20 protein-coding genes are annotated in these 23,423 nt (G+C 74.5%); 15 read left to right on the forward strand and 5 right to left on the reverse strand.

The genetic code is table 11. From position 1 onward, the window contains the following. Positions 1-11 precede the first annotated feature (11 nt). Positions 12-1,259, forward strand: a complete 1,248-nt coding sequence (hutI, locus tag ACF09E_RS31595) for an imidazolonepropionase (protein ID WP_392209106.1) — start codon at positions 12-14, stop codon at positions 1,257-1,259. A gap of 31 nt (positions 1,260-1,290) precedes the next feature. Here the strand turns inward: hutI and ACF09E_RS31600 are convergent, their stop codons facing one another. Then, complete coding sequence (locus ACF09E_RS31600; RefSeq protein ID WP_392209108.1) at positions 1,291-1,644, reverse strand: VOC family protein; 354 nt, start codon at positions 1,642-1,644, stop codon at positions 1,291-1,293. A 209-nt stretch (positions 1,645-1,853) separates the two neighbouring features. Here ACF09E_RS31600 and ACF09E_RS31605 point away from each other — a divergent pair, with 209 nt between their 5' ends. From ACF09E_RS31605 to ACF09E_RS31630, 6 genes are all read left to right on the forward strand, one after another. Then, positions 1,854-2,936 (forward strand): GNAT family N-acetyltransferase, encoded by a 1,083-nt coding sequence (locus tag ACF09E_RS31605; protein WP_392209110.1) that lies wholly within the window; start codon positions 1,854-1,856, stop codon positions 2,934-2,936. A 98-nt stretch (positions 2,937-3,034) separates the two neighbouring features. Further along, positions 3,035-4,411 carry a glycosyltransferase gene (locus ACF09E_RS31610; RefSeq protein WP_392209112.1) on the forward strand — a complete coding sequence of 459 codons (1,377 nt, stop codon included), beginning with the start codon at positions 3,035-3,037 and terminating at the stop codon, positions 4,409-4,411. Positions 4,412-4,461: 50 nt separating this feature from the next. Then, positions 4,462-5,217, forward strand: a complete 756-nt coding sequence (locus tag ACF09E_RS31615; RefSeq protein ID WP_392209165.1) for a polysaccharide deacetylase family protein — start codon at positions 4,462-4,464, stop codon at positions 5,215-5,217. A 121-nt stretch (positions 5,218-5,338) separates the two neighbouring features. Further along, on the forward strand, positions 5,339-7,468 hold the full coding sequence (locus tag ACF09E_RS31620) for a hypothetical protein (RefSeq protein WP_392209114.1): 2,130 nt from the start codon (positions 5,339-5,341) through the stop codon (positions 7,466-7,468). 134 nt (positions 7,469-7,602) lie between these two features. Then, positions 7,603-8,061, forward strand: a complete 459-nt coding sequence (locus ACF09E_RS31625; RefSeq protein WP_361859073.1) for a hypothetical protein — start codon at positions 7,603-7,605, stop codon at positions 8,059-8,061. Then, positions 8,058-9,116: a glycosyl hydrolase gene (locus ACF09E_RS31630; RefSeq protein WP_392209116.1), complete on the forward strand. Its 1,059-nt coding sequence runs from the start codon at positions 8,058-8,060 to the stop codon at positions 9,114-9,116. The genes ACF09E_RS31625 and ACF09E_RS31630 overlap by 4 nt, the downstream gene beginning before the upstream one ends. Positions 9,117-9,135: 19 nt before the next feature. Here the strand turns inward: ACF09E_RS31630 and ACF09E_RS31635 are convergent, their stop codons facing one another. The 3 genes from ACF09E_RS31635 to ACF09E_RS31645 form a co-directional block, all read right to left on the reverse strand. Continuing rightward, positions 9,136-11,292, reverse strand: a complete 2,157-nt coding sequence (locus ACF09E_RS31635) for a lipopolysaccharide biosynthesis protein (RefSeq protein ID WP_392209118.1) — start codon at positions 11,290-11,292, stop codon at positions 9,136-9,138. Next, the gene (locus tag ACF09E_RS31640; protein WP_392209120.1) at positions 11,289-12,515 is read right to left on the reverse strand and encodes a DegT/DnrJ/EryC1/StrS family aminotransferase; all 1,227 of its coding nucleotides are present in this window, start codon (positions 12,513-12,515) and stop codon (positions 11,289-11,291) included. The genes ACF09E_RS31635 and ACF09E_RS31640 overlap by 4 nt, the downstream gene beginning before the upstream one ends. A gap of 204 nt (positions 12,516-12,719) precedes the next feature. Further along, positions 12,720-13,646 (reverse strand): RNA polymerase sigma factor SigF, encoded by a 927-nt coding sequence (locus ACF09E_RS31645; RefSeq protein WP_392209122.1) that lies wholly within the window; start codon positions 13,644-13,646, stop codon positions 12,720-12,722. Between the two features lie 222 nt (positions 13,647-13,868). On the opposite strand from ACF09E_RS31645, the gene ACF09E_RS31650 reads away from it, so the two are divergent. The 6 genes from ACF09E_RS31650 to ACF09E_RS31675 all read left to right on the forward strand — a co-directional run bounded on the left by ACF09E_RS31650 (position 13,869) and on the right by ACF09E_RS31675 (position 19,126). Continuing rightward, on the forward strand, positions 13,869-14,237 hold the full coding sequence (locus tag ACF09E_RS31650; RefSeq protein WP_361859060.1) for an STAS domain-containing protein: 369 nt from the start codon (positions 13,869-13,871) through the stop codon (positions 14,235-14,237). Positions 14,238-14,332: 95 nt separating this feature from the next. Beyond that, positions 14,333-14,752, forward strand: a complete 420-nt coding sequence (locus ACF09E_RS31655) for an ATP-binding protein (RefSeq protein ID WP_361859057.1) — start codon at positions 14,333-14,335, stop codon at positions 14,750-14,752. A gap of 261 nt (positions 14,753-15,013) precedes the next feature. Then, on the forward strand, positions 15,014-15,715 hold the full coding sequence (locus ACF09E_RS31660) for a peptidase (protein WP_392209124.1): 702 nt from the start codon (positions 15,014-15,016) through the stop codon (positions 15,713-15,715). Continuing rightward, positions 15,715-16,599 (forward strand): hypothetical protein, encoded by an 885-nt coding sequence (locus tag ACF09E_RS31665; protein WP_392209126.1) that lies wholly within the window; start codon positions 15,715-15,717, stop codon positions 16,597-16,599. The genes ACF09E_RS31660 and ACF09E_RS31665 overlap by 1 nt, the downstream gene beginning before the upstream one ends. Next, positions 16,596-17,660 (forward strand): hypothetical protein, encoded by a 1,065-nt coding sequence (locus tag ACF09E_RS31670; protein WP_392209128.1) that lies wholly within the window; start codon positions 16,596-16,598, stop codon positions 17,658-17,660. Before ACF09E_RS31665 ends, ACF09E_RS31670 begins: the two co-directional genes overlap by 4 nt. A gap of 14 nt (positions 17,661-17,674) precedes the next feature. Beyond that, positions 17,675-19,126, forward strand: a complete 1,452-nt coding sequence (locus ACF09E_RS31675) for a hypothetical protein (protein ID WP_392209130.1) — start codon at positions 17,675-17,677, stop codon at positions 19,124-19,126. A gap of 79 nt (positions 19,127-19,205) precedes the next feature. Here ACF09E_RS31675 and ACF09E_RS31680 read toward each other — a convergent pair whose 3' ends face one another. Further along, complete coding sequence (locus tag ACF09E_RS31680; protein ID WP_392209132.1) at positions 19,206-20,726, reverse strand: peptide MFS transporter; 1,521 nt, start codon at positions 20,724-20,726, stop codon at positions 19,206-19,208. Between the two features lie 427 nt (positions 20,727-21,153). On the opposite strand from ACF09E_RS31680, the gene ACF09E_RS31685 reads away from it, so the two are divergent. Both ACF09E_RS31685 and ACF09E_RS31690 read left to right on the forward strand, forming a co-directional pair. Further along, the gene (locus tag ACF09E_RS31685; protein ID WP_187283934.1) at positions 21,154-21,831 is read left to right on the forward strand and encodes a response regulator transcription factor; all 678 of its coding nucleotides are present in this window, start codon (positions 21,154-21,156) and stop codon (positions 21,829-21,831) included. 285 nt (positions 21,832-22,116) lie between these two features. Then, a complete protein-coding gene (locus ACF09E_RS31690) occupies positions 22,117-23,388 on the forward strand; it encodes an ATP-binding protein (protein WP_392209134.1) in 1,272 nt (423 codons plus the stop codon). Positions 23,389-23,423 lie beyond the last annotated feature (35 nt).

A 23,423-nucleotide genomic window follows, 5' to 3' on the forward strand; every position in this document is an offset into this window, starting at 1 on the left:
CACCTCTCATCATGAACACGGGCCCCGCGGCGACGAACAACCCGGCGGCGAGCTCCGCCCCCACGAGCGCGAACAGCGCCGTGGCGACGACCGCCACCGCCATCGTCAACATCGCCAGCCTCGTCACCAACGACCCCTCCTCCGGTGATGGAACCCCTCTCGGCCTGATCCAGGACGCGGCCGTCGTCATCGACGGCGACCGCGTCGTCTGGGTCGGTGAATCCAGCAAAGCACCCGCCACTGACAACCGGATCGACGCCGGCGGCCGCGCGGTGCTCCCCGGCTTCGTCGACTCCCACTCCCACCTGGTCTTCGCGGGCGACCGCACCGCCGAGTTCAACGCCCGCATGTCCGGCCGGGCCTACGAGGCCGGCGGCATCCGCACCACGGTCGCGGCGACCCGCGCGGCGACCGACGCCGCACTCTCCGCGAACGTCGCCCGCCACCTCCGCGAGGCCCTCCGCCAGGGCACGACGACCTTCGAGACCAAGTCGGGCTACGGCCTCACGGTCGAGGACGAGGCCCGCGCCCTGCGCATCGCCGCGGAGCACACCGACGAGGTCACCTACCTCGGCGCGCACATCGTCTCCCCCGACTACGCCGACGACCCCGCCGCCTACGTCGAGCTGGTCACCGGAGCGATGCTGGACGCCTGCGCCCCGTACGCCCGCTGGGTGGACGTCTTCTGCGAGAGGGGCGCCTTCGACGGCGACCAGGCACGCGCGATCCTCACCGCCGGCAAGGCGAAGGGCCTCCACCCGCGGGTGCACGCCAACCAGCTCACGTACGGCCCCGGCGTCCAGCTGGCGGTGGAACTGGACGCGGCGAGCGCGGACCACTGCACCCATCTGACCGACGCCGACGTGGACGCCCTGGCGAGCGGCTCGACGGTCGCCACCCTCCTCCCCGGCGCCGAGTTCTCCACCCGCGCGCGGTGGCCGGACGCCCGGCGGCTCCTGGACGCGGGCGTGACGGTGGCCCTGTCCACCGACTGCAACCCCGGCTCGTCCTACACGTCCTCGGTCCCCTTCTGCATCGCGCTCGCGGTCCGGGACATGGGCATGACCCCCGACGAGGCGGTCTGGTCGGCCACCGCGGGCGGCGCGGCGGCCCTGCGCCGCACGGACGTCGGCCGCCTGGTCCCCGGCGCCCGCGCCGACCTCGCCCTCCTCGACGCCCCGTCCCACGTCCACCTGGCCTACCGCCCGGGCGTGCCGCTGGTGAACGAGGTCTGGCGCGCGGGCGTCCGGGTGGCCTGAGCACGGACGGGGCACCGCCCGGACGGACGGCCTAAGAGGCGCGGTGCCCCAGTACGTTCACCACCCGGCCGTCCGGGTCGCGGACGAAGAAGCGCCGCACGCCCCAGGGTTCGTCGGTCAGCGGGTGGACGATCTCCGCCCCCGACGCGCGGACCGCCCCGTAGGCCGCGTCCACGTCGTCGACCTCCACGCTCATGTCGGGGACGACGGGCGCGGTCAGGTCGGCGGCCATCAGGCTGATCTGCGCCGTCGGCGCCGCCGGGGAGGCGAGGGTCGCGATCCAGCCGTGGTTCATGACCTCCTCGAACCCGAGCAGCGCGTAGAAGTCGCGGTTGCGCTCCGGCTCCGAGGTACGGAGGTTGGGCACGGCACGTCGGACGGTCATCGGGTGCTCCCGGAGGTCGGCGGTCTTCCCGTACCCGGCACCCTAGGGCCTGTCGTCACACTCCCGTCGTCGCCCGACGGGCGGCCGCGACGCCACGTCGGTCACGGAAAGCCCTGGTATCCCTGCCACGGGTGACCATGGACCGGTACCGTCCTGTCTGTCCCGGTCGTGGGATCGGGGTGTGGACCGGGGGTCGGCAGGTGAGTGCTGTGAGCGTGCGCGTCGTGCGGCCGGCGGAGCTGGGCGAGCGCGAGATCGCGGCGTGGCGGGAGCTGCGCGCGACGTCGGGAGCGCCCGCGAACCCCTTCATGGAACCGGAGTTCACCCGGGCGGTCGGCGAGGTCCGCCCCGGCGCGCGGGTCGCGGTCTGGTGGCAGGACGGCGAGCCGGTCGGCTTCCTCCCCTACGAGAAGGGCCTCCTCGGCGGCGGCCGCGCCATCGGCTTCGGCGTCTCCGACAGCCAGGGCGCCGTGCTGCGCCCCGGACTCCGCCCGCACGCCCGGGCCGTGCTGCGCGTCTGCGGGCTCGCCGTCTGGGAGTTCGACAACCTGGAGGACGGGCAGCCGGTCTTCGAGGGCGCCGCCGCCGAGTCCTTCGCCTCCCCCGTGATCGACGTCGGCGAGGGGTACGCGGCCTACGAGGCCCTGCTCCGCGTCCAGTCGCCCAAGTTCCTCAGAACCACCCTCGCCAAGGAGCGCAAGCTCGGCCGACAGGCCGACGGCGAGGTCCGCTTCGTCTTCGACGAGCGCGACCCGGAGGCCCTGCGCACCCTCATGGAGTGGAAGTCCGCCCAGTACCGCAGGACCGGCCGCGGCGACCGCTTCGCCCAGGAGTGGATCAGCGCGCTCGTCCGCCGGCTGCACGCCCTCCGCACCCCCGGCTGCTCCGGCGTCCTGTCCGTGCTGTACGTGGCGGACCGGCCGGTCGCCGCCCACTTCGGACTGCGGTCGAGGACCGTGCTGTCCTGCTGGTTCCCCGCGTACGACCCCGCGTTCGCCAAGTACTCGCCGGGGCTCGTCCTCCATCTGCGGATGGCCGAGGCCGCGGCCGCCGCCGGGATCGGGCTGCTCGACCTGGGGCGCGGCGCCGCCGAGTACAAGGACTCCCTGAAGACGGGGGAGCTGACGGTGTACGAGGGGGCCGTCGTCCGCCCGGGCGTGCGGGGCGCCCTGCACTGGCTGCGCCGGGAGCCCCCGCTGCGCGTCCACCGCTTCGTCCGCACCCGGCCGGCCCTCGCGGCCCGGGGCCGGGCCGCGCTCAACGGCATCGCCCGGCTGCGGGGCCGCCGATAGCCCCCCGCGGCCCACGACGTTCCGTGTCCTCCCGCACCCGCCCGCCCCGACCCGAGCCCCGCCCCGCCCGTCTCCGTACGTCCCTGGGAAGAGCCCCGATGAGCAGCACGCCAGCCCCCCGGCCCCTCTCCGTCGCGGAGCTCGACCTCGACGCGCCCGACGGGCCCGTCCTCGGCTTCCGCCCGGCGCCCGGCGGACCGCCCGTCGTGCCCGGCGACGTCTTCGCACTCATACGCCTCCGCGGCCGCCCCGCCGCCACCGTGGTCGGCACCGTCCCCGAAGGCGAAGACCCCGCAGCGGTCCTGGCAGGCCTCGCCCGGCGGCGGCTCGCCGACGCCGGGCGGCCCGGCACCGACGCCGAACGCCTCGCGGCCGCCCGGACCCCCGCCCCCGGGACACCACCCGGCGCGCCCCCGCCCCGCGCCTCCGTCGTCGTCGCCACCCGTGAGCGCCCCGGGCCGCTCGCCCGCGCCCTCGACTCGCTGCTCGCCCAGGACCACCCGGACTTCGAGCTGATCGTCGTCGACAACGCGCCCCGCACCGCCGACACCCGCGAGCTCGTCACCCGGGCGTACGCCGAGCACGCCGACCGGATCCGCTACGTGCGCGAGGACGTCCCCGGGCTCGCGACCGCCCACAACACCGGCCTCGCCGCCGCCGAGGGGGCGGTCGTCGCCTTCACCGACGACGACGTGATCGCCGACCCGCGCTGGCTGAGCGCCCTCACCGCCCCCTTCGCCGCCGACCCCGGCCTGGGCTGCGTCACCGGCCTGATCCTGCCCGCCCGCCTCGGCACCCCCGCCCAGGTCCTCCTGGAGTCCCACGGCGGCTTCGCCAAGGGCTTCGCCCCCCGCCTCTACGACCCGGCGCGGCCGCCCGCCGACGAGCCGCTGTTCCCCTTCACCGCGGGGAGCTTCGGCTCCGGCGCCAACATGGCCTTCCGCGCCGACGCGCTGCGCCGGGCGGGCGGCTTCGACCCGGCGACCGGGACCGGGACCGCCGCCCGCGGCGGGGACGACCTGTACGCGTTCGTCGCGGTCCTCGCGGCCGGCTTCCGCCTCCGCTACACCTCCGAGGCCCTCGTCTGGCACCACCACCGCGACACCTGGCAGGACCTGAGGAACCAGGCGTACGGCTACGGCGCCGGGCTCACCGCCTACCTCACCGCCACCCTGGTCCGCAGCCCCCGCCTGCTCCCGGCCCTGCTGGCCCGGCTGCCCCGCGGCCTCGCGCACGCCCGGACCATGACCGCCCGGCGCGGGGAGACCCCGGAGGCCGGCGTCCCCGGCGAGCACGGGGCGCAGCACCATCCCTGGCCCGCCTCCCTGTCCCGGCTGGAGCGGCGCGGCATGCTCTACGGCCCGATCGGCTACGCCAAGGCCCGGGCCCAGGGCCGCGCACGGGCCCGGGTCCCCGCCGGTCCCCCCGCCCAGGACGGGCGGGCCCGGCACGGGAGTGCGGAGGTGACCCGGTGACCGGCGGCTCCGCGCGCACCCGCATACCCGTCCTCCTCTACCACGCCGTGATGGCCGACCCCCCGGACTGGATCGCCGAATTCACCGTCTCGCCGCGGGAGTTCGCCGCCCAGCTCGACGCGGTCGTCGCCAGCGGCCGGACCGCCGTCACCGTCGGCACCCTCGCGGCGCACGTCGCCACCGGCGCCCCGCTGCCGCCCCGGCCCGTCGTCCTCACCTTCGACGACGGCTTCGCCGATCTGGTGGGACCGACCGCCGAGGCCCTCGCCGACCGGGGGCTGCCGTCCACCGCGTACCTCACCACCGGGGCCATCACCCGCGGCCGGCCCTGTCTGCTGCCGCCCGCGCCGATGATGACCCTCGCCCAGGCGCCCCGGCTGGAGCAGTACGGGATGGAGGTCGGCGCGCACACCGCCACCCACCCGCAGCTCGACACCCTCGCACCGGCCGCGCTCCGCCGGGAGCTGCGCGAGTCCAAGGCGGTCCTGGAGGACGTCCTCGGGCACGAGGTCCGCCACCTCGCCTACCCCCACGGGTACAACAGCCCGGCCGTACGACGTGCCGCCCGGGCCGCCGGGTACGCCTCGGCGGTCGCCGTCCGGCACGCGCTCAGTTCCGGCTCGGACGAGGTCTACCGCATCGCCCGGCTGATCGTGCGGCGCAGCCACACCGTCGCCGACGTCGAGCGGTGGATGGAGGGGCGGGGCGCGCGGACGGCGCCGTACCCCGACTCGCTGCCCACGGTCGGCTGGCGGATGTACCGCAGGGCCCGCGCCCTGCTCAAGGGGCCCGAGTTCGCCGGCTAGGACCGGCCACGGCACGCGCATGATCGACAACTCCGGCGATCCGACCGGCGGTTGAAAGGCCGAACGCATCCGAAGTACGTTCCGTACTTCGGCGAAAGGGATGTTCGTGGGGGGAGAGGCCGTGCAGCGTCAGGGGCCCGCACCGGTGACCGGGGGCGGGGTGCCGCCACAACCCGCCACCGCCGACGGCGGGGAGGGACGGGAGGCCGAACGCCCGGGAGCGGAAGGGGAGTCCGCGCCGACGGCGACCGCCGCCGACGGTCCGCCCGAGCCCGCACGGAAGACGAGCCCGGCGGACCCCGGCCGCGGGACCGGCCCGGCCGAGCCCGCACGGAAGGCCGCCCCGGCGGACTCCGGCCGCGAGACCAGCCCTGCGGGCCCCGGCCGCGAGACCAGCCCTGCGGGCCCCGGCCGCGAGGAGGGCAGGGCCGGCGGGGGCGCCGCCGCACGGGGTCGGCTCGTCGCCTTCGTCCGCTCCCCGGACGCCCTCAACCTCGCCCCCCTGCTCCTCGCCGCCGGCCTCTGGCTCTGGGCGCTGCCCGGCATCGACTTCCGGGACATGGACCAGTTCGGTCTCCTGGACCGCTTCCCGCTCGTGTACTACGCGGCCCTCGTGGTCCTCACCGGCGGATTCGTCCTCACCCTGCGCCGCGCCGGCACCGTGCCCCTCTGGCCCGCCACCTACTGCGCGGCCATGCTCGTCGCCCTCAAGGCGCCGCCCGCGATCCTCTACGACTCCGTCCGCTACGCCTGGGCGTCCAAGCACGACGCGATCATCAGCAGACTGCTCGCCCAGGGCACCGTCCACCCAGGGACCGAACTCTCCGGCGGCATGTCCGCCTACGACCAGTGGCCCGGCTTCTTCTCCCTGGACGCCGCCCTCGTCCGGGCCTTCGGCGTGGACGCCGCCGCCTCGTTCATCAACTGGGCGCCCGTCGCGCTCGGCCTCCTCACCGTCCCGGTCCTGATCCTCGTCTACCGCACGTTCAGCGACGACTGGCGACTCGTGTGGACCGGCGTGTGGATCTTCCAGCTGGCGAACTGGGTGGGCCAGGACTACCTCTCGCCGCAGGGCTTCTCGTACCTGCTCTACCTCACCGTCTTCGCCGTCGTCGTCCGGCACTTCGTCCTGCCCGGCTCGGCGGGGGCACTGCGCGACCGCGCCGCGCTCGACCCGGCCGCGGCGGCCGTGCCGCCGCCGACGACCACCCGGCAGCGGGCCGTCGCCGTCCTCTTCCTGCTCCCGGTCATCGCCACCATCAACGCCTCGCACCAGCTCACCCCGGTGATGCTGTGCGCGAGCCTCTTCGCGCTCTGCCTCACCCGCCGCTACCGCAACCTCGGGCTCCTCGCCGTCACCGGTCTGACCATGCTGGTCTGGAACCTGACGATGGGCCGGGAGCTGTTCCTGGAGACGCTCGGCACCCTGCGCGAGAAGGCCGGCGACCTGCTCGGCAACTCGCGGCCCGGCTTCGCCGGCGATCCCACGGGCCCGGGTCCGGAACTCGTCGGCAGCGCCAACATCCTCATGGTGCTCGCGCTCGGCGGCCTCGCCGTCGCCGCCGTGCTCCTGCGGCGCCGGCTGGTCCGCAGCGCGCTGCCGCTGCTGCTGACCGCCGCGGCGCCCCTCCCGGCGTTCGCCGTGAACGACTACGGCGGCGAGATGATCTTCCGGGTCTATCTCTTCGGCCTCCCCGGCGCCGCCTTCTTCGCCGCCGCCGCGCTCGTCCCCGCCGCGGGCGCCGCCGGCCGGGCCGCCTCGCTCGCCCGCCGCACGGCGGCCGTCGCCCTGCCCGTCACCCTCGTCGCCATGCTCGCCGGCTTCCTGCCCTCGTACTACGGCAAGGAGGGCATGCACTACGCGCCGCCCGGCGAGACCGCCCTCACCCGCCGCGCCTTCGACCGGGCCCCCGAGGGCTCGCTGATCCTGGCCGCCACCGGGGCGTTCGCCGACTCGTACTACCGCTACGACCGGTACGAGCGCTGGTTCTTCACCGAGCAGGAGGTCGACGAGAACCTCCGCATGCTGAAGGACCCGGCCGGCTACCTGGCCGGCGGCATCCCCGCCGGCCGCCCGGCGTACGTGATCCTCACCCCCACCCAGGGGGAGGCCGTCATCGGCGAGGGCTACCTCCCGGAGGGCGGCTTCGCCCGCCTCGGCGTGGCGCTCAAGGCGTCGCCGCTGTTCGCGGTGGTGGAGGAGAGCCGGTACGGGCTCGTCCTGCGCTACCGGCCCACCACCACCGGCTGACCAGGACCGCCGCCACGGGGCGGACCCGCGACCGCCGGCCACCGGCGGACCGGGACCGCCCGGCTCCGGCCGAACCCCCGACGGCCCGCCCGTCGCCCCACCCGCCGCCCACCCGTACGAGGAGCAGGTACGCCATGGCCCACCCACGCCTGACCCCGCGCGTCCAGCGCAGAGCCGCGCTCGCGGCCTCCGGATGGGTCGCCCTCGCGGCGACCGCCTTCCCCGGCGGCTCGCCGGCGCGCTGGATCCCCGTCCTGGCCTTCGTCGTCCTCGGGCCCGGCCTCGCCCTGCTGCTCCCGCAGCCCTCCGGACTGCGCCCCGGCGCCCGTCTGGAGGCGCTGGCGCTGGCCGCGCCGGTCAGCCTGTCCGTGGCGACCCTCGTCGCCACCGCCCTCTTCCTGACGAAGTCCTTCTCGCTCACCCTCTTCCTGGTGCTCCTCGCCGTGTTCGTGAGCGTCGTCGCCGTCCTCCCGGGAGTCCCGCTGCCCGCCGCCACCCGGGGCGCCGTCGAGCGCGACGGCGCCCGGCCCGCCCGCACGCCCCGGTTCCGCCCGCCCGGGTTCCGCGCGCGAGGGGCCGGTGGGGGCGGATGACCCGGCGGCGCACCGGGGGAGCCCGGGCCCGGCTCGTGACCGCGCTGGCCGCCGTCGGCGCCCTGACCGCCGGGATCGGGGTCTGGTCGGCCCTCGCCGAGGACGAGGACCGCTGCGCCCCCGACGCCGTCCTGGTCGCTCCGTGCGGGGCCTGGTGGGGCGCGTACATCCCCTACGACGAGGACAGCTCGCTCACCCGGCCCGTGTACGCCTTCGAGAAGAAGATCGGCCGCCGTCTCGACCTCGTCTACACGTACCACGACATGTCGGGGAGCAGGGCCGACGGCGAACTGCTCACCCCCGACGAGCGCGAACTGGGCCGCGAGCGGCTCCTCATGCTGGCCTGGGAGTCCACCGTGTGGACGAAGAAGCACCACGCCGACTGGACCGAGCGGCAGCTCGGCTGGAAGAACGTCGCCGCCGGGAGGTACGACGCCTCCGTCATCGACCCGCAGGCCCGGCGGATCAAGGAGTACGGCAAGCGGGTCTTCCTCTCCTTCGACCAGGAGGCGGACTTCCGCATCCCCGAGGGCGCCGGGACCCCGGAGGAGTACGTCGCCGCCTACCGCCACCTGCACGACCGCTTCGCCGCACTCGGCGTCACCAACGTGGTGTGGGTGTGGACGGTGTCGGGCTGGACCGGCAACGCCGCGCAGATGAAGGCCCTCTACCCGGGGGACTCCTACGTCGACTGGATCGGCATGGACCAGTACAACTACTACCTCTGCCACCGGTCGCCGGAGTGGCTCGACTTCGGCCGGAGCCAGCGCCCCGGCTACGACTGGCTCCGGAAGAACATCTCCGACGACAAGCCGATCATGTTCTCCGAGTTCTCCACCGCGCCGGACCCGAAGCGGCCCGAGCGGCAGCGCGACTGGTACCGCGCGATCCCCGACGCGGCCCCGACCCTGCCGGACGCGCGCGCGTACGTGCACTGGAACCGGGCCGTCCCGGGACCCGGCTGCGATCTGACCGTCGACTCCGGGCCCGCCCTCGACGGCTACCGGATCGCCGGCCGCGCCCCGTACTTCCGGCAGCCCGTCCCGGACCGCTGACCGCGCGGCGCGCCCGTGGTCACTGCCGTCCCGAGGTCAGGCCCCGGAAGGCGACGACCGCCATCGTGCCGCCGGCCAGGCCGAGGAACAGCGGGAACGGGGCGGTGGCGAAGGCCTGCTGCCCCGCCCAGCCCGCCCAGACCAGGACCCAGACGACACCGGCCGTGACCCGCGCGCCCACCCCGACCACCCGCAGCAGCACCGCCGTCAGGAGCAGGCTCAGCGCCTGGAGGGTCACGGGGGCGACGGCCCGCTCGACCCCCTCGCCCAGGAGGGCCGCCCCGGGGCCCTCGGCGTCGGCCGGCCGCAGGCCCAGCAGCGGCGGCGCGGTGTGCAGGGCCAGGAAGGTGGCGAGCAGGACCGTGCCGGCGAACGCGGGCCGCCAGTACCGCAGGGCGACGGCGGCCCCCTGGAGGGCGACCAGGAGCAGCCCCGCGAGGAGGGTGACGGGGGGCAGGGCGGCGAGGAGGCCGGTGCCGGACAGGGCCGCGACGTCCAGCTCGCCGGAGCGGGCGAGCGGAAGCCAGAACAGCCCGGCCGCGAGGGCGAGCAGGAGCCACAGCGCGGTGCCCCACCGGTCGGGGGCGGCGGACGCCGCACGGGGCTCCGGGGGCGGCAGCGGCCGGGCGAGCGGGCCCGCGGGCTCCGCGTCGCGTCGCGGGGGCACGTACACCGGAATGCCGAACGCCGGCGTCACCGAATCGTGTGCCCCGCGCAGATAGGCGCTCTCCCGCGCCCAGTTGGTGCCGTACCCGTCCTCCTCGCGCTCCTTGACCCGGGCCGCCGCCCGGGGGCGCTCGGCGGGTGTCCGGCCCTTGAGGGTGGCCCGCAGGCCCGGTACGCAGGCCACCGCCATCAGGGTCATCGCGCCGAGGACGGCGTACCCGGCCCCGCTGATGCCGTACGGGCCGAGCAGCACGGCCGCGCTGCCCAGCACGAGGACGCACATGGCGCCCTGGAGGACGGCGAGCATGCCGGTACGGCCCTGGACCCGCAGCACGCCGATGTACAGCTCCACGGCGACCCGGGGGAGCGCGGCGGCGGCGAGCAGCCGCAGCACGGTGGAGCCGTTCTCCTGGTACCCCTGGCCGAAGGGGGCGAGGATCAGCGGCGCGAAGACGACGAGGACGAGGACGACGGGGACGAGCAGCAGCACCATGCGGCGCAGCGCGCCCCGGACGCCCTCGGCGAGGGACTCGGGGCTGTGCGAGGCGTGCGCGGTGAGCGAGGAGGCCATGTTGATGGCCATGAACTCCATGGTGCCGCCGACGGTGTACGCCGTGTAGAAGAAGGCGTTGTGCGCGGCGTCGAACCGGACGGCGACCATGACCGGCAGCAGGCTGATCATGATGAGGCTGAAGAACGCGCCGACGGAGTCCCCGGCGATGAACCGGCCGATCTCCCGCATGCCCGGCGGCTCGCGGTCACGGTCGGCGCGGGCCTGCTGGGGGATGAGGCGGCGGAACACGAGCCAGCCCAGCGGCAGGACGGAGAGCACGATCGCCGCCGCCCAGGAGACGAAGACGCCGAGGACCGGCACGGCGGCCGCGAGCAGGACGAGCAGGACGAGCTTGCCGAGGGAGAAGACGGCGTTCCCGACGGGGACCCAGAACGCCTTCCGCAGCCCGGTGAGCACCCCGTCCTGGAGGGTCAGCAGGGCCCAGCCGACGGCGGACGCGGTGAAGAAGATCCCGGCGGAGAGGCTGCCGAGCGGGGCGTACGAGGGTCCCCACAGGTCGAGGGTGAGCAGGAAGACGCCGCAGGCCACGGTGACGACGACCGTGCTGAACAGGTAGAGGCGGACGACCAGCGGGCCGGTGGCCCGGCCGGCCCGGGGGACGTACCGGACGACCGCGCCGGACAGGGTGGTCGCCGTGATCGAGGCGAGCATCCGCTGGGCGGCGATGGCGGCCGAGCCCTGGCCGACGGCCTCCTCCGAGTAGTAGCGGGCGGCGATCAGCCAGAAGCCGAGACCGAGGGCCGCCGAGACGCCGGTGGAGAGCATCAGGGCGTAGGCGTTGCGGAACAGGGAGCTCTCGCCGGAGTCGTCCGCGCCGCCCCCGCCGTCGCCGCCCGCGCCACCGGTGTCCTTCGCCCCGGCCACCAGGTCGCGGCGCGCGGGCGCGCCTCCCGCCGCGTCCCGGCGGGAGCCCCGCAGTCGCACCGTCCCGGTCACAGCGTCCCGCCGGGGACCATCGAGGGCCGCGACGCCGGGCGGATCCCGGCGCCGCGCAGCACCGCGAGGGCCTCGGCGGCGCGGCGCGGGTCGACCGGGAGGGCGTGCCGGGCGAACCAGGCGGCCGGTTCCGGAGCGGGCGAGGGGTCCGTGAAGGCCTCGCCGGCGTAGCTGTCGAGCGGCGGGTCGTAGAGGTAGCCGGTGGTGATCCGGCGCCGGGCGAGGGCGGCGACGGCCGCGTGCCGGTCCTCGACGAGCAGGGGAACCCGGTAGAGCGGCTGCGGCGGGCCGTCCGGGGACTGCCCGGCGGCCCGGTCGGGGAACGCCTCCGCCGTGCCGTACCCGCCGGACAGGAGCAGGGCGGTGCCCGTCCGGTGGGCGGCGAGGACGTCGTCGAGCAGGCCGAACCTGCGGGTGGTGCGGCGGAGCCGGCCGGCTCCGGGCCGCAGCCGGTAGTCGTGCATGTCGACGCGGACCCAGGAGTGGAAGGGGTCGAGCGCCGGCGCGGCGGTGAGGGCCCGGGCCAGTTCCTCGGCGCGGAGCGGCATCCGTATCTCCTCCCGCTCCTCCAGACCGAGCCGCCGGACGGTGGCCCGTGCGGCCCCGACCAGGCGCAGTCCGCGCAGCGTGGACTCGGCGTACGGGCGGACGAGGTGGACCAGTTCGGCGGTGGGCCGGGTCGGGTGGAGCAGCGCGTCGCGGGCGGCCGCCAGTTCGGCGCGGTGGGCCGGGTCGGCGAGGGAGAGGAAGCCGCCGGTCTTGGCTCCGGTGTGCTTCGAGAGGCTGAAGACGGACGCCTCGCCGTAGGTGCCGACGGGGCGGCCGCCGACGGTGGAGCCGATCGCGTGGGCGGCGTCCTCGATCAGCGGGATGCCGAGCCGGTCGCAGTGGCCCCGCAGCTCGGGCGCCGGGTCGGGGTTGCCGTAGAGGTTGGTGGTGAGGACGGCGGAGAGGTCCTTCCAGACGGACTCGGGCACGGCGGACGGGTCGATCGAGCCGTCCCGGGGGTCGAGCGGTGCCTGGACGGGGCGGAGCCCGGCGGCCAGGACGACGAAGAGGATCACGTCGTCGTTGACGGGCGACATGAGCACCTTGCCGCCCGGTCTGCACCAGTGGCGCAGCGCGAGGAACAGCCCGAAGCGGCACGACGGCACGTAGAGGCACTCCCTGCCCCCCAGTCGGCCGCGCATGCGTTCTTCCAGATCCGCGTACGCAGAGAACATGTGTGATTCCCCCCTGAACCCCGGGCTCAATGTGGCCCATTCCGGACGCCGCGTCAACACGGTGCCCACGCCGTGCGGTTGCCCTCCGGGGCCACCGCGGGCGGGGACCGGGGCGTGGCGCGCGAAAGGGCCCGTCACGGGTCGAAAGACCGTGAACGGGCCCTTTCCGCAGCCAGTTTGGCGGCTCGGGCGAGCGGCTGGAGGTCATTCCTCCAGAGTGAGCCCCCGGCGCAGCTTGGCGAGGGTGCGGGCGAGCAGCCGGGACACGTGCATCTGCGAGATGCCGAGCTCGGTGCCGATCTCCGACTGGGTCAGGCCGGAGACGAAGCGCAGGGAGAGGATGTGCCGGTCGCGGGCGGGCAGCGAGGCGATCATCGGCTTCAGGGAGGCGATGTACTCGATCCCTGCGATGCCGCGGTCCTCGTAGCCCAGCCGGTCGGCGAGCGTGGCCTCGCCGCCGGGGCCGTCCTCCTCGTCGGGCTGCGCGTCGAGCGAGCTGGCGGTGTACGCGTTGCTCGCGGTCATGCCCTCGACGACCTCCTCCGGCGCGATGCCGAGTTCCTCGGCGAGTTCGGCGACGGTGGGGGCGCGGTCGAGGCGCTGGGCCAGCGCGTCGCCCGCCTTGGCGAGCTCCAGCCGCAGCTCCTGGAGCCTGCGGGGCACGTGCACGGACCACGAGGTGTCGCGGAAGAAGCGCTTGATCTCGCCGATGATGGTCGGCATCGCGAACGTGGGGAACTCCACGCCGCGGCTGAGCTCGAAGCGGTCGATCGCCTTGATGAGGCCGATGGTGCCGACCTGGACGATGTCCTCCATCGGCTCGCTGCGGGTGCCGAAGCGGGCGGCGGCGAACCGGACCAGGGCCAGATTGAGTTCGACGAGCGTGTTGCGGACGTACGCGTGCTCGTGGGTGCCCTCTTCGAGCTCGGCGAGCCGGGCGAAGAGCTGCTTCGACAGGGCGCGGGCGTCGACCGGTCCGATGTCGTCGAGGGGCCGGTCGAGGGGGAGTGTGAGCGCGGGGTCCTGCGGGAAGGCGTGGGGGAGCTCGGTGGGATGGCCGAGCGGGTGGTCCGTGAGGACCGCTGCCGACGGCGCGTCGGGGGTACGCGGGGCGTCGAGCCGGGGTGACATGGGTCTCCTTCGTGTTTCTTCTGCTGCGGTTTGCGGCGCCTCCGAAGCCGGTCGTGTCGGGTGTTCCCTCCTAGGCCTACCTGCTCGACGCCGAAGGTCGCAAGTATCGATATTCCGAATTGTCCGGTTATGTGGCAGACCTCGTGTGCGCGAAGGGGCATCGCACTTGTAGGGTTCGAGGCACGTCAGTCGGCATCCGCGAGAGCGAGAAGAGGCACGGCCATGGACCGGGAGAACATCGGCAGCGCACCGCCCGCGCGGTTGCGCGTCGAGGTCCGGACGGTGGACGGGGCCGCTGTCCTCGCTCCGGTGGGTGAGCTCGATCACTACACCGCCGAACTGCTGCGCGTCCCGCTGGACGAGGCGGTGGACGCGGGCCGTTCGCGGCTCGTCGTCGACTGCGCGGGTCTGGAGTTCTGCGACTCGACGGGGCTCAACGTGCTCCTGGGCGCCCGGCTGCGGGCGGAGGCCGCCGGCGGCGGCGTCCACCTCGTCGGGATGCGGCCCGCGGTGGCCAGGGTGTTCCACATCACGGGCGCCGAGGCCGTCTTCACCCTGCACGAGACGCTCGCCACAGCCCTGCCCGGCTGACCCGCCCCCCCGCCGGGGCCGCCCCCACGACCCGGCCCCCTGCTCCGCCCGTACGTCCCGCCCTCTGTCCCGTCGATCGGTGAGGTGAAGCGCTGATGGACCACGCTTCCGACGTCCGTACGCTCGCCCTCGGCGAGGCCAGTGGCACCGTGCCGCTCGCCCGCGACTTCACGCGGTCGGCGCTCCAGGAGTGGGGCTGGCTGCCGGCCGCCACCGCCGACCGCAGGGCCGCCGCCGAGGACGTCCTGCTCGTCGTCTCGGAGCTCGTCACCAATGCCTGCCTGCACGCGGAGGGCCCCGAGAGCCTCCGCGTCCTGCGGCTGCCCAAGTCGCTCCGCCTGGAGGTCACCGACCGGGGCGCCGGAACCCCCGCGCCCCGCATGCCGCACCGGTCCGGCCGCCCGGGCGGCCACGGCATGTTCATCGTGCAGCGGCTCTGCCTCGACTGGGGCATCGAGCGCACCCCCGGCTCCCCCGGCAAGACCGTCTGGGCCGAACTCTCCGCACCGGCCTAGCGTCGCGGCACCGGCCTGACTCCGCGGCGCCGGCCCGGCTCCCTGCCGGCCCGGCTCCCCTTCGGTCCTTCGGCCCCGACGTCCGCCCGCCCGACCCCGCTTCCGTCCGGCTCCGCCACGGGTGACGGGTGCCCGGGCGGGGCTTTCCCGATCCCGCCGAGGACTTTCACCGTCCCTCTTCTTCCCTCCGCAAGGGCCCGGGCGTACCTTGACGCCCAATCTGAAAGACCGTCAGGTCCATTGCGGTGAGGGGTGCTCGGGGTGTCCAAGGAGCCGAACCGGAGGAGAAGGACCGCCGCGCTCACGGCGGCGGTCGCGGTGGCGGGCGCGGCCGTGCTCGCCGGCGCGCCGACCGCCCAGGCGGCCGTCGTCGACGTCGACTACGCCTGCGAGACGAAGATCGGGCCCAAGGGCGCCGTCTCGCCCGTCGGCATCAAGGCCGTGAAGAACGGCAGCGCGTACACGGTCACCATGTCGTTCGAGAAGGGCGTCTCCGACAGCCCCGTCGAACTGCCCAAGGGCGTCATGACCCCGCGCGCCGAACTCGTCCTCGGCGGCGCCGACTCCGGCACCGTCAAGGTCAAGGGAATGCCGAACACGGCCGCCATCCCGCCCGACACCCCCATCAGCATCGGCACGCTCACGGGCACCTACACGCCGAAGAAGAACGGCAAGGTCACCTTCACGGCCGGAACGCTCACCGTGCACGCCCTCGGCATGGACGCGGCGGTCTGCAAGCCTAAGAACAACCCCGGGCCCGCCCTCGAACTGGAGGTGTCCGGGCTCTCCGGCGGCTCCGCCGCCCCGCCGCCCGCCGACACGGGCGACGACGAGGGCACCGGAGCCGAACTGCCCAAGACCGGACCGCTCGACTCCGCCGTCGCCCTCGGCACCCTCGGCGGCACCGTCCTCCTCACCGGCGCCGCCGGAGTCCTCTGGCTCACGCGGCGCACGGCTCGCTGATGCGGACGGCGGCGGCCACCGGGCTCCTCGCCGTCGTGACCGCCCTCACCGGCGTGGTCGCGGCGGCGCCCGCCCACGCCCTGACCGCGGCGGCGAACGCCCCCGCCGGCGTCCGGGCCCCGGCGCCCGCCGACGCCCCGGTCTCCTGGACGGCGGCACCCGCGGCCGGCCGGCCCTACGCCTACCTGGAGGGCCCCGCCGGAAGCGTCCTCCAGGACACCCTGTCGCTGACCAACCCGGGCACCCGGCCGCTCACCGTCCGGCTCGACGGCCGGGGCGCACCCGTGTCTTTCGCCGCCCGGACGGTGACCGTTCCCGCCAGGACCCGGGCGGACGTGCCCTTCGCCGTGACCGTCCCCGCCGACGCCCCGCCCGGCGAGCGGCGGGGGACGGTCCGCGCCACCGCCGCCGGCCGGGACGTCCGCGTCGACCTGCGGCTCCGGGTCAGCGGCCCCCGGATCGCCGCGCTCACCGTCGAGGACGTCCACGTCGACACCACGACCGGCACCCTCCGCTACACCCTGGTCAACCGGGGCACCACCGTCCTCGCCCCGCACCTCGCGGTGCGCGCCGAAGGGGTCCTCGGCACCGTCCTCGACCGGCCGGGCCGGCCCCTGCCGCTCACCCTGAGGCCCGGTCAGCGGACCACCCGCACCGAGGCCTGGCCCGACCCGCCGTCCCTCGACTCCGTCACCGTCCGCCTGACCGCCACCGCCGAGGGCGCGGCCCCGGCCACCGCCCGCGCCGAGGCCGCCTTCACCTCGGGCCCGGCGGTCGCCGGGGCGGCCGGACTGCTGCTCGCGGCGGCGGCCGGCGGCGTCCACGCGGGACGGCGGCGCGCCAGGTCCCGTACCCAGCGAGCCACGGCGGGAGCGCAGACATGAGGTGGACACGTACGGCGGCCGTGCTCGCGGCCGTGCTCGCCCTCGGCCTCCTCCCGGCCCTGCCCGCCGCCGCGGCCCCCGGCCCCGCCGTCGAACTCTCCCGTGCGGAGGGCGGCAAGGGCGGCGAGGTCACCGTCAGCGGCAGCGGCTGGAAGCCCGGCGCCCTGCTCATGCTGCTGATCTGCGGCCGGGCGGCGCCCGGCAAGGGCGTCATCGGCGGCACCAACTCCTGTGCCAACACCGAGGGCCGGGCCGCCACCGTGGACGCCCGGGGCGCCTTCAGCGCCAAGCTGCCGGTCGCCGAACCGCCCGAGCCCTGCCCCTGCGTGGTGCACGTCGCCGGGGTGACCGGCCAGCAGGACGCCGTCGACCGCGAGTTCGCCGTCGCCGGACATCCCGTGGAACCGCTCCCCGAGGCCTCGGGCGACGGCCGGCTCGCCGTCCTCGCCGCCGTCCGCCTCGACGGCTCCAGCGGCCTCCTCACCTGGTTCGGGGCGCCGCCCGCCCGCGAGGTCGTCTTCACCGTCGGCAACCTCGGCTCCGCCCCCGTGAAGGACCCGGTCTTCGAGGTCGGCTCCAGCCACGGGGTGTTCGCCCCGCAGTACGAGGAGCGGCAGTGGCGCGGCACGATCGCCCCCGGCCGGAAGGCCCTCGTCCGGCTCCCCGTCGAACTGACGGCGGGCGCGCACGGCGACTACCAGGTCTCCGTGCGGTACGGGGGCAAGGTCCTGGTCGAGCAGCCGTGGGGGGTCGGCAGGCCCTGGGGCGTGACGCTGTTCTGGCTGCTGCTCGCCGTGGTCGTGCCGGCGGCGCTGTTCCGGATCGGCATGGCCGTGGTCGACCGGGTCCGCCCGGCGGCGGGCCCCGCCCGGGCGCGGCCCCGCGCGCGGCCCCGGACCGTACCCCTGGCCCGTCTCCGCACCCGTGCCCCCGGCCCCGCGCGCGAGGCCGCGCCCGGGGGCCCGGGGGACGACGAACCCACCGCGGTCCTGCCGTGGTTCAGTCCTGACTCCGCACCGTCAGCCCCAGAGAGCAGCCCGACGACGAAGGGACATGCGTGAGTACGCAACGGAGGATGAGCGCGGCCGGAATCGCGCTGATGCTCGGCGGCGCGGGGATCCTGATTTCCGCCGGCCCCGCCCAGGCCGCCGAGGTCTCGTACAAGACGGAGTGCATCCCGCCGTCGATCTCCGGACTTCCGCCCGTGCAGGGCACGACGAAGGTGCTGATCACGGCACCGGCGGAGGCGAAGGTCGGCGACGAGGTCGAGATCGTCTGGAAGACGGTCCAGGCCGCGTCGAAGAACCCCGACGTGCTCGACCTCGGCCAGGACACGGTCAAGCCGACCGGCGTCCTCACCGTGGGCGGCGCGGGCACCGGCACCGTCGCGATGGAGGGGCCCCGGCAGAACCCGCCGATCCCCAAGAACAGTCCGATGGTGCTGCCCGAGATGAAGGGCAGGCTCAAGCTGACCGCGGCGGGCGAGGTCACCCTCACCCCCGGCAAGTACACGATCAACGTGTCCAAGCCGCTGTCCACGGACACCAAGTGCACCCCGAAGGAGACGGTGCCGGCCGGCGCCACGATCAAGGTCACGGCCGGCGGCGGAGGCACCACCACGGGCGGCGCGAACGGCGGGTCCACGACGACCACCGGCGGCACGACGACCACCGGCGGTTCCACGACCACCGGCGGTTCCACGACCACCGGCGGGACGACGACGGGCGGCGGCACCAGCGGCACCACCGGGGGCTCCACCACGACCGGCGGCGGCTCGAACGGCACCGGCGGATCCTCCGGCTCGGGGTCCACGTCCTCCTCCGGCGGATCCTCCGGGGGCGGGACGAGCGGCGGGGGCGGCGGCCAGACGTCCTTCCCCGGCAAGGAGGTCGCCGTCACGTTCGGCTGCACCGCCCCCGGCCCGGAGTCGATCAACGGCAAGGTGACGATCGACGCCAGGAGGAACGGCGGCGTGTACGACCTCACGGTCCGGACGGCCAAGGGCGTCATGAACAGCCCCGCGGCCCTCCCCGCGGGAGCCCTCAAGGGCTCCATGGCGGTCAGGATCGGAGGGGCCGACAGCGGCACCGTGAACGTCTCGGGACCCCCGAACCCCACCGCGCTGAAACTGGGCGACCCGGTGAACCTGCCGGACATGAAGGGCACGTACAAGCCCGGCGCGACCGGCACGTCCACGCTCAGCCCCGGCACGCTGACCATCAAGGTCACCCTCGGCAGCTCGGCGATGGAGATCCCGTGCCAGGTCAAGGGCGCCGTCAAGGCCTCCCTCGAACTGGACACGAGCAAGCAGGCGGGCGGCGCGGCCGGCGGGTCGGGCAGCGGCTCCGGTTCCGGTTCCGGTTCCGGCTCGGGCTCGGGCTCCGGCGGCTCCGACGGCGGGAACCTCGCCGAGACCGGCGCCGAGGACGACGGCGCCCTGCGCGCCCTCGCCCTCGTCGCGGGCACGGTGATCCTGCTCGGCGGCGCGGTGTTCACCTTCACCCCGTGGGCGCGCCTGAGGCGCTGACGACCGGCCGGAGGGAACGGCGAAGGCCGCCGCACCGGAACGGTGCGGCGGCCTTCGTGCGGACCGGGGCGGAGCGACGTCAGTGGACGCCGCCCATGAGGCCCTGGACCTTCTTGCGGTACATGTAGATCGCGATGCCCGCCGCGACGGCGAGCGTCGCCTGCATGGCGATGATCCCCGTCCCGTTCAGGTCGACACCGGCCAGCGAGAGCAGACCCGTGGTGCAGTCGCCCGCGGTGACGGCGAGGAACCAGACGCCCATCATCTGGGAGGCGTACTTCTGCGGGGCCATCTTCGTGGTGACCGAGAGGCCGACCGGGGAGAGGCAGAGCTCACCGATGGTCTGGATCATGTAGATCGAGACGAGCCACATCGGGGAGACCTTGTCGCCGCCGCCCGCCATGTTCATCGGGACGACGAAGACGAAGAAGGACGCGCCGACGAGGACCAGGCCCATCGAGAACTTCACGATGGTGTTCGGCTCCTGGTTCTTGCGGGCCAGCCAGAGCCAGAGCCACGCGAAGACCGGGGCCAGCGCCATCACGAAGAGCGGGTTGAGCGACTGGTACCAGGTGGCCGGGAAACCGAAGCCGAAGACGGTGTCCGCGGTCTTGTCGTCCGCGAACAGCGACAGCGTCGAGCCGCCCTGGTCGTAGATCATCCAGAAGATCGCGGCGGCGACGAAGAACCAGATGTAGCCGGTCATCTTCGACTGCTCGGTCCTGTCGAGGTCCTTGTCGCGCTTGATGCGGACCAGGACGGCGACCGGGATGATCAGACCCGCGAGGGTGATCGGGACCAGCGCCCAGTTCAGGGTGTACATGCCCATGGCCACGACGACGCCGTAGAAGGCGGCGGCGAGGACGACGACCAGGGCGACCTTGACCAGGATGCCCTTGCGCTCGGACGGGGTGAGCGGGTTCGGGACGACGTCGCTCTTGGCGCTGAGGTTCTTCGTGCCCAGCAGGAACTGGACCAGGCCGAGGCCCATGCCCAGCGCGGCGAGCGCGAAGCCGAGGTGCCAGTTGACCTTCTCGCCGACGGTGCCGACCACGAACGGCGCCACGAAGGCACCGAGGTTGATGCCGACGTAGAAGAGCGTGAAGCCGCCGTCGCGGCGCGGGTCGTCCGGGCCGTCGTAGAGGTGGCCGACCATCGTGGAGATGTTGGCCTTGAGCAGACCCGAGCCGGCGGCGACCAGCGCCAGACCGACGAAGAACATCGCCTGGCCGGGGATCGCGAGCGAGGCGTGACCCGCCATGATCACGAAACCTGCGATGGCGACGGTCTTGCGGGCGCCCCAGACGCGGTCGCCGAACCAGCCGCCCGGCATGGCCATCAGGTAGACCATCGAGACGTACACCGAGTAGATGGCCGTCGCCGTGGCCGCCGTCATGGCGAGGCCGCCACCCTGGCTGCCGGTCGCGGCGTCCGCGCCGCCGGAGACCAGGTACAGAACGAGAAGTGCCCGCATGCCGTAGTAGGAGAAGCGCTCCCACATCTCGGTCATGAAGAGGGTGGCCAGGCCGCGGGGGTGGCCGAAGAACGTCTTCTCGGAACCGGGGGTTCCGGCGGAAGTCGTCGTCAGGCTGGACGCCATGTCGATCCTTGCTCTGTCGGGACGCGCGCCTTGTGAGCGTGGTGCGCCCGGTGGGGGAGGCCGGCACCGGCGGAGTCACGGGGAATCCGCCGGGATCCACGCCCCGGGAGATGCGTCGTCGCGCCCCGGGACCCGGCCCACAGGTCATTCACTGTCCTCAAGGTTCGGCTGTGCCGACCTCACGCAGAAGAGGACCTCGACCCGCGAAGCAGGCCAAAGGTCCCCGATTACCGCTACAGACGTCGAGCCACCATACGACACGACAGGGCCGGATATGGAAGGACTTGAGAGATGGATCACAGGTGATGCTGCAACCACAGGAGGTTATTCGAAGGTCGTATGGAGGATGGCCACAGGATCTCCAGGGCTTCTCCGGGCCCTGAGGATCATGCCCCGACCCGGCACCCGTGCGGACTACCATCACCCCATGACCCGTGTACTGCTCGCCGAGGACGACGCCTCCATCTCGGAACCGCTGGCCCGCGCCCTCCGGAGAGAGGGGTACGAGGTCGAGGTCCGCGAGGACGGCCCCACCGCCCTCGACGCCGGCCTCCAGGGCGGCGTCGACCTGGTCGTGCTCGACCTCGGCCTGCCCGGCATGGACGGCCTGGAGGTCGCCCGCCGGCTGCGCGCCGAGGGCCACGCGGTCCCGATCCTGGTCCTCACCGCACGCGCCGACGAGGTCGACACGGTCGTCGGGCTCGACGCGGGCGCGGACGACTACGTCACCAAGCCGTTCCGGCTCGCCGAACTCCTGGCCCGCGTCCGGGCCCTGCTGCGGCGCGGCTCCACCGAGCCCGTCGTCGCCCCGGCCACCCACGGCGTACGGATCGACGTCGAGTCGCACCGGGCCTGGATGGGCGAGGAGGAGCTCCAGCTCACGGCCAAGGAGTTCGACCTGCTGCGGGTCCTGGTCCGCGACGCGGGCCGGGTCGTCACCCGGGACCAGTTGATGCGCGAGGTCTGGGACACGACCTGGTGGTCCTCGACGAAGACCCTCGACATGCACATCTCCTGGCTCCGCAAGAAGCTGGGCGACGACGCGGCGAACCCCCGCTACATCGCGACGGTCCGCGGCGTCGGCTTCCGCTTCGAGAAGAGCTGACCCGGGGGCAGGAGCCGGCCTGAGGGCCGGACGGCCCCTGTGGCCCGAGGTCCCTCCCGGTCCGGCGACGACCCGGGCGGTGCCACGGCCCCCGCGATCCGGCGACCCGGGCGGTGCCACGGCCCCCGCGATCCGGCGACCCGGGCGGCGCCACGGCCCGGCGGCCCCGCGCGGCGTCGCGGCCCCGCGATGCGGAGGCCCGGGCGCGCCCCCACGTCGAGGCCCTTCCGGCGGGCCCGCCCCCGTACGCTCGGAGGCGTCACCGTCCCCGCCCGGAGGGCAACCGTGCGTCGCCGCCTCATCAACTCCACCCTCGCCGTCGTCCTCGTCGTCATCGGCGTCTTCGGTCTCTCCCTCGTCATCGTCGAGACCCGCACCATCTCCAGCAGCGCCCAGGAGAGCGTGGACCTGGAGGCCCTCCGCATCGTCTCGATCGTCGACAGCCGGCTCATCGGCGGCGAACCGGTGAACCCGAACATCCTGTCCGAGCAGAGCGGCGCCAAGCGGTACGCCCAGATCCACATCCCCGGCCGCGACACGATCGAGATCGGCACCCGCCCGGAGGGCGACGTCACCCGGGGCCTCGCCAAGGGCGAGCGCGGCGAGCGCGTGGTCGTCGAGGAGTCCCGCTCGGTGGTCACCGCCGAGGTGGGCCGCACCCTCATGATCATCGGCGCGGTCGCCCTGCTCGCCGTCATCGCCGCCGTCCTGCTCGCCGTACGGCAGGCCAACAAGCTGACCTCCCCCCTCACCGACCTCGCGGAGACCGCCGAACGCCTCGGCTCCGGGGACCCCCGCCCCCGGCACAAGCGGTACGGGGTGCCCGAGCTGGACCGCGTCGCGGACGTCCTCGACGCCTCCGCCGAGCGCATCGCCCGGATGCTCACCGCCGAGCGCCGCCTCGCCGCGGACGCCTCGCACCAGCTCCGCACGCCCCTCACCGCCCTCTCCATGCGCCTGGAGGAGGTCGCGCTCGCCGACGACCTGGACACCGTCAAGGAGGAGGCGACGATCGCGCTCACCCAGGTCGAGCGGCTCACGGACGTCGTGCAGCGGCTCCTGACGAACTCCAGGGACCCGCGCACGGGCTCCGCCGTCGCCTTCGACCTGGACGAGGTCGTCAAGCAGCAGATCGAGGAGTGGCGGCCCGCCTATCGCAGCGCGGGACGGGCCATCGTCCACTCGGGCAAGCAGGGGATGCGGGCCGTCGGCACCCCGGGCGCGGTCGCCCAGGTCCTCGCCGCCCTGATCGAGAACTCGCTCATGCACGGCGGCGGCACGGTCGCCCTGCGGACCCGCGTCACCGGCAACCAGTCGGTGATCGAGGTCACCGACGAGGGCCCGGGCGTCCCCGCCGACCTCGGCGCACGCATCTTCGAGCGGACCGTCAGCGGCCGCAGCTCCACCGGCATCGGGCTGGCCGTCGCCCGCGACCTCGCGGAGGCGGACGGCGGCCGGCTGGAGCTGGTCCAGCAGCAGCCGCCGGTCTTCGCCCTGTTCCTCGGCCGGGAGGTCCACAGCGTCGCGGACGGCCAGCGGGAGCGCCCCGTGCGCTGACCGGCGCCACGGAGAAGCCCCCGGTCGGGACGGTC

Source organism: Streptomyces sp. NPDC014891 (assembly GCF_043081085.1).
Classification (GTDB): domain Bacteria; phylum Actinomycetota; class Actinomycetes; order Streptomycetales; family Streptomycetaceae; genus Streptomyces.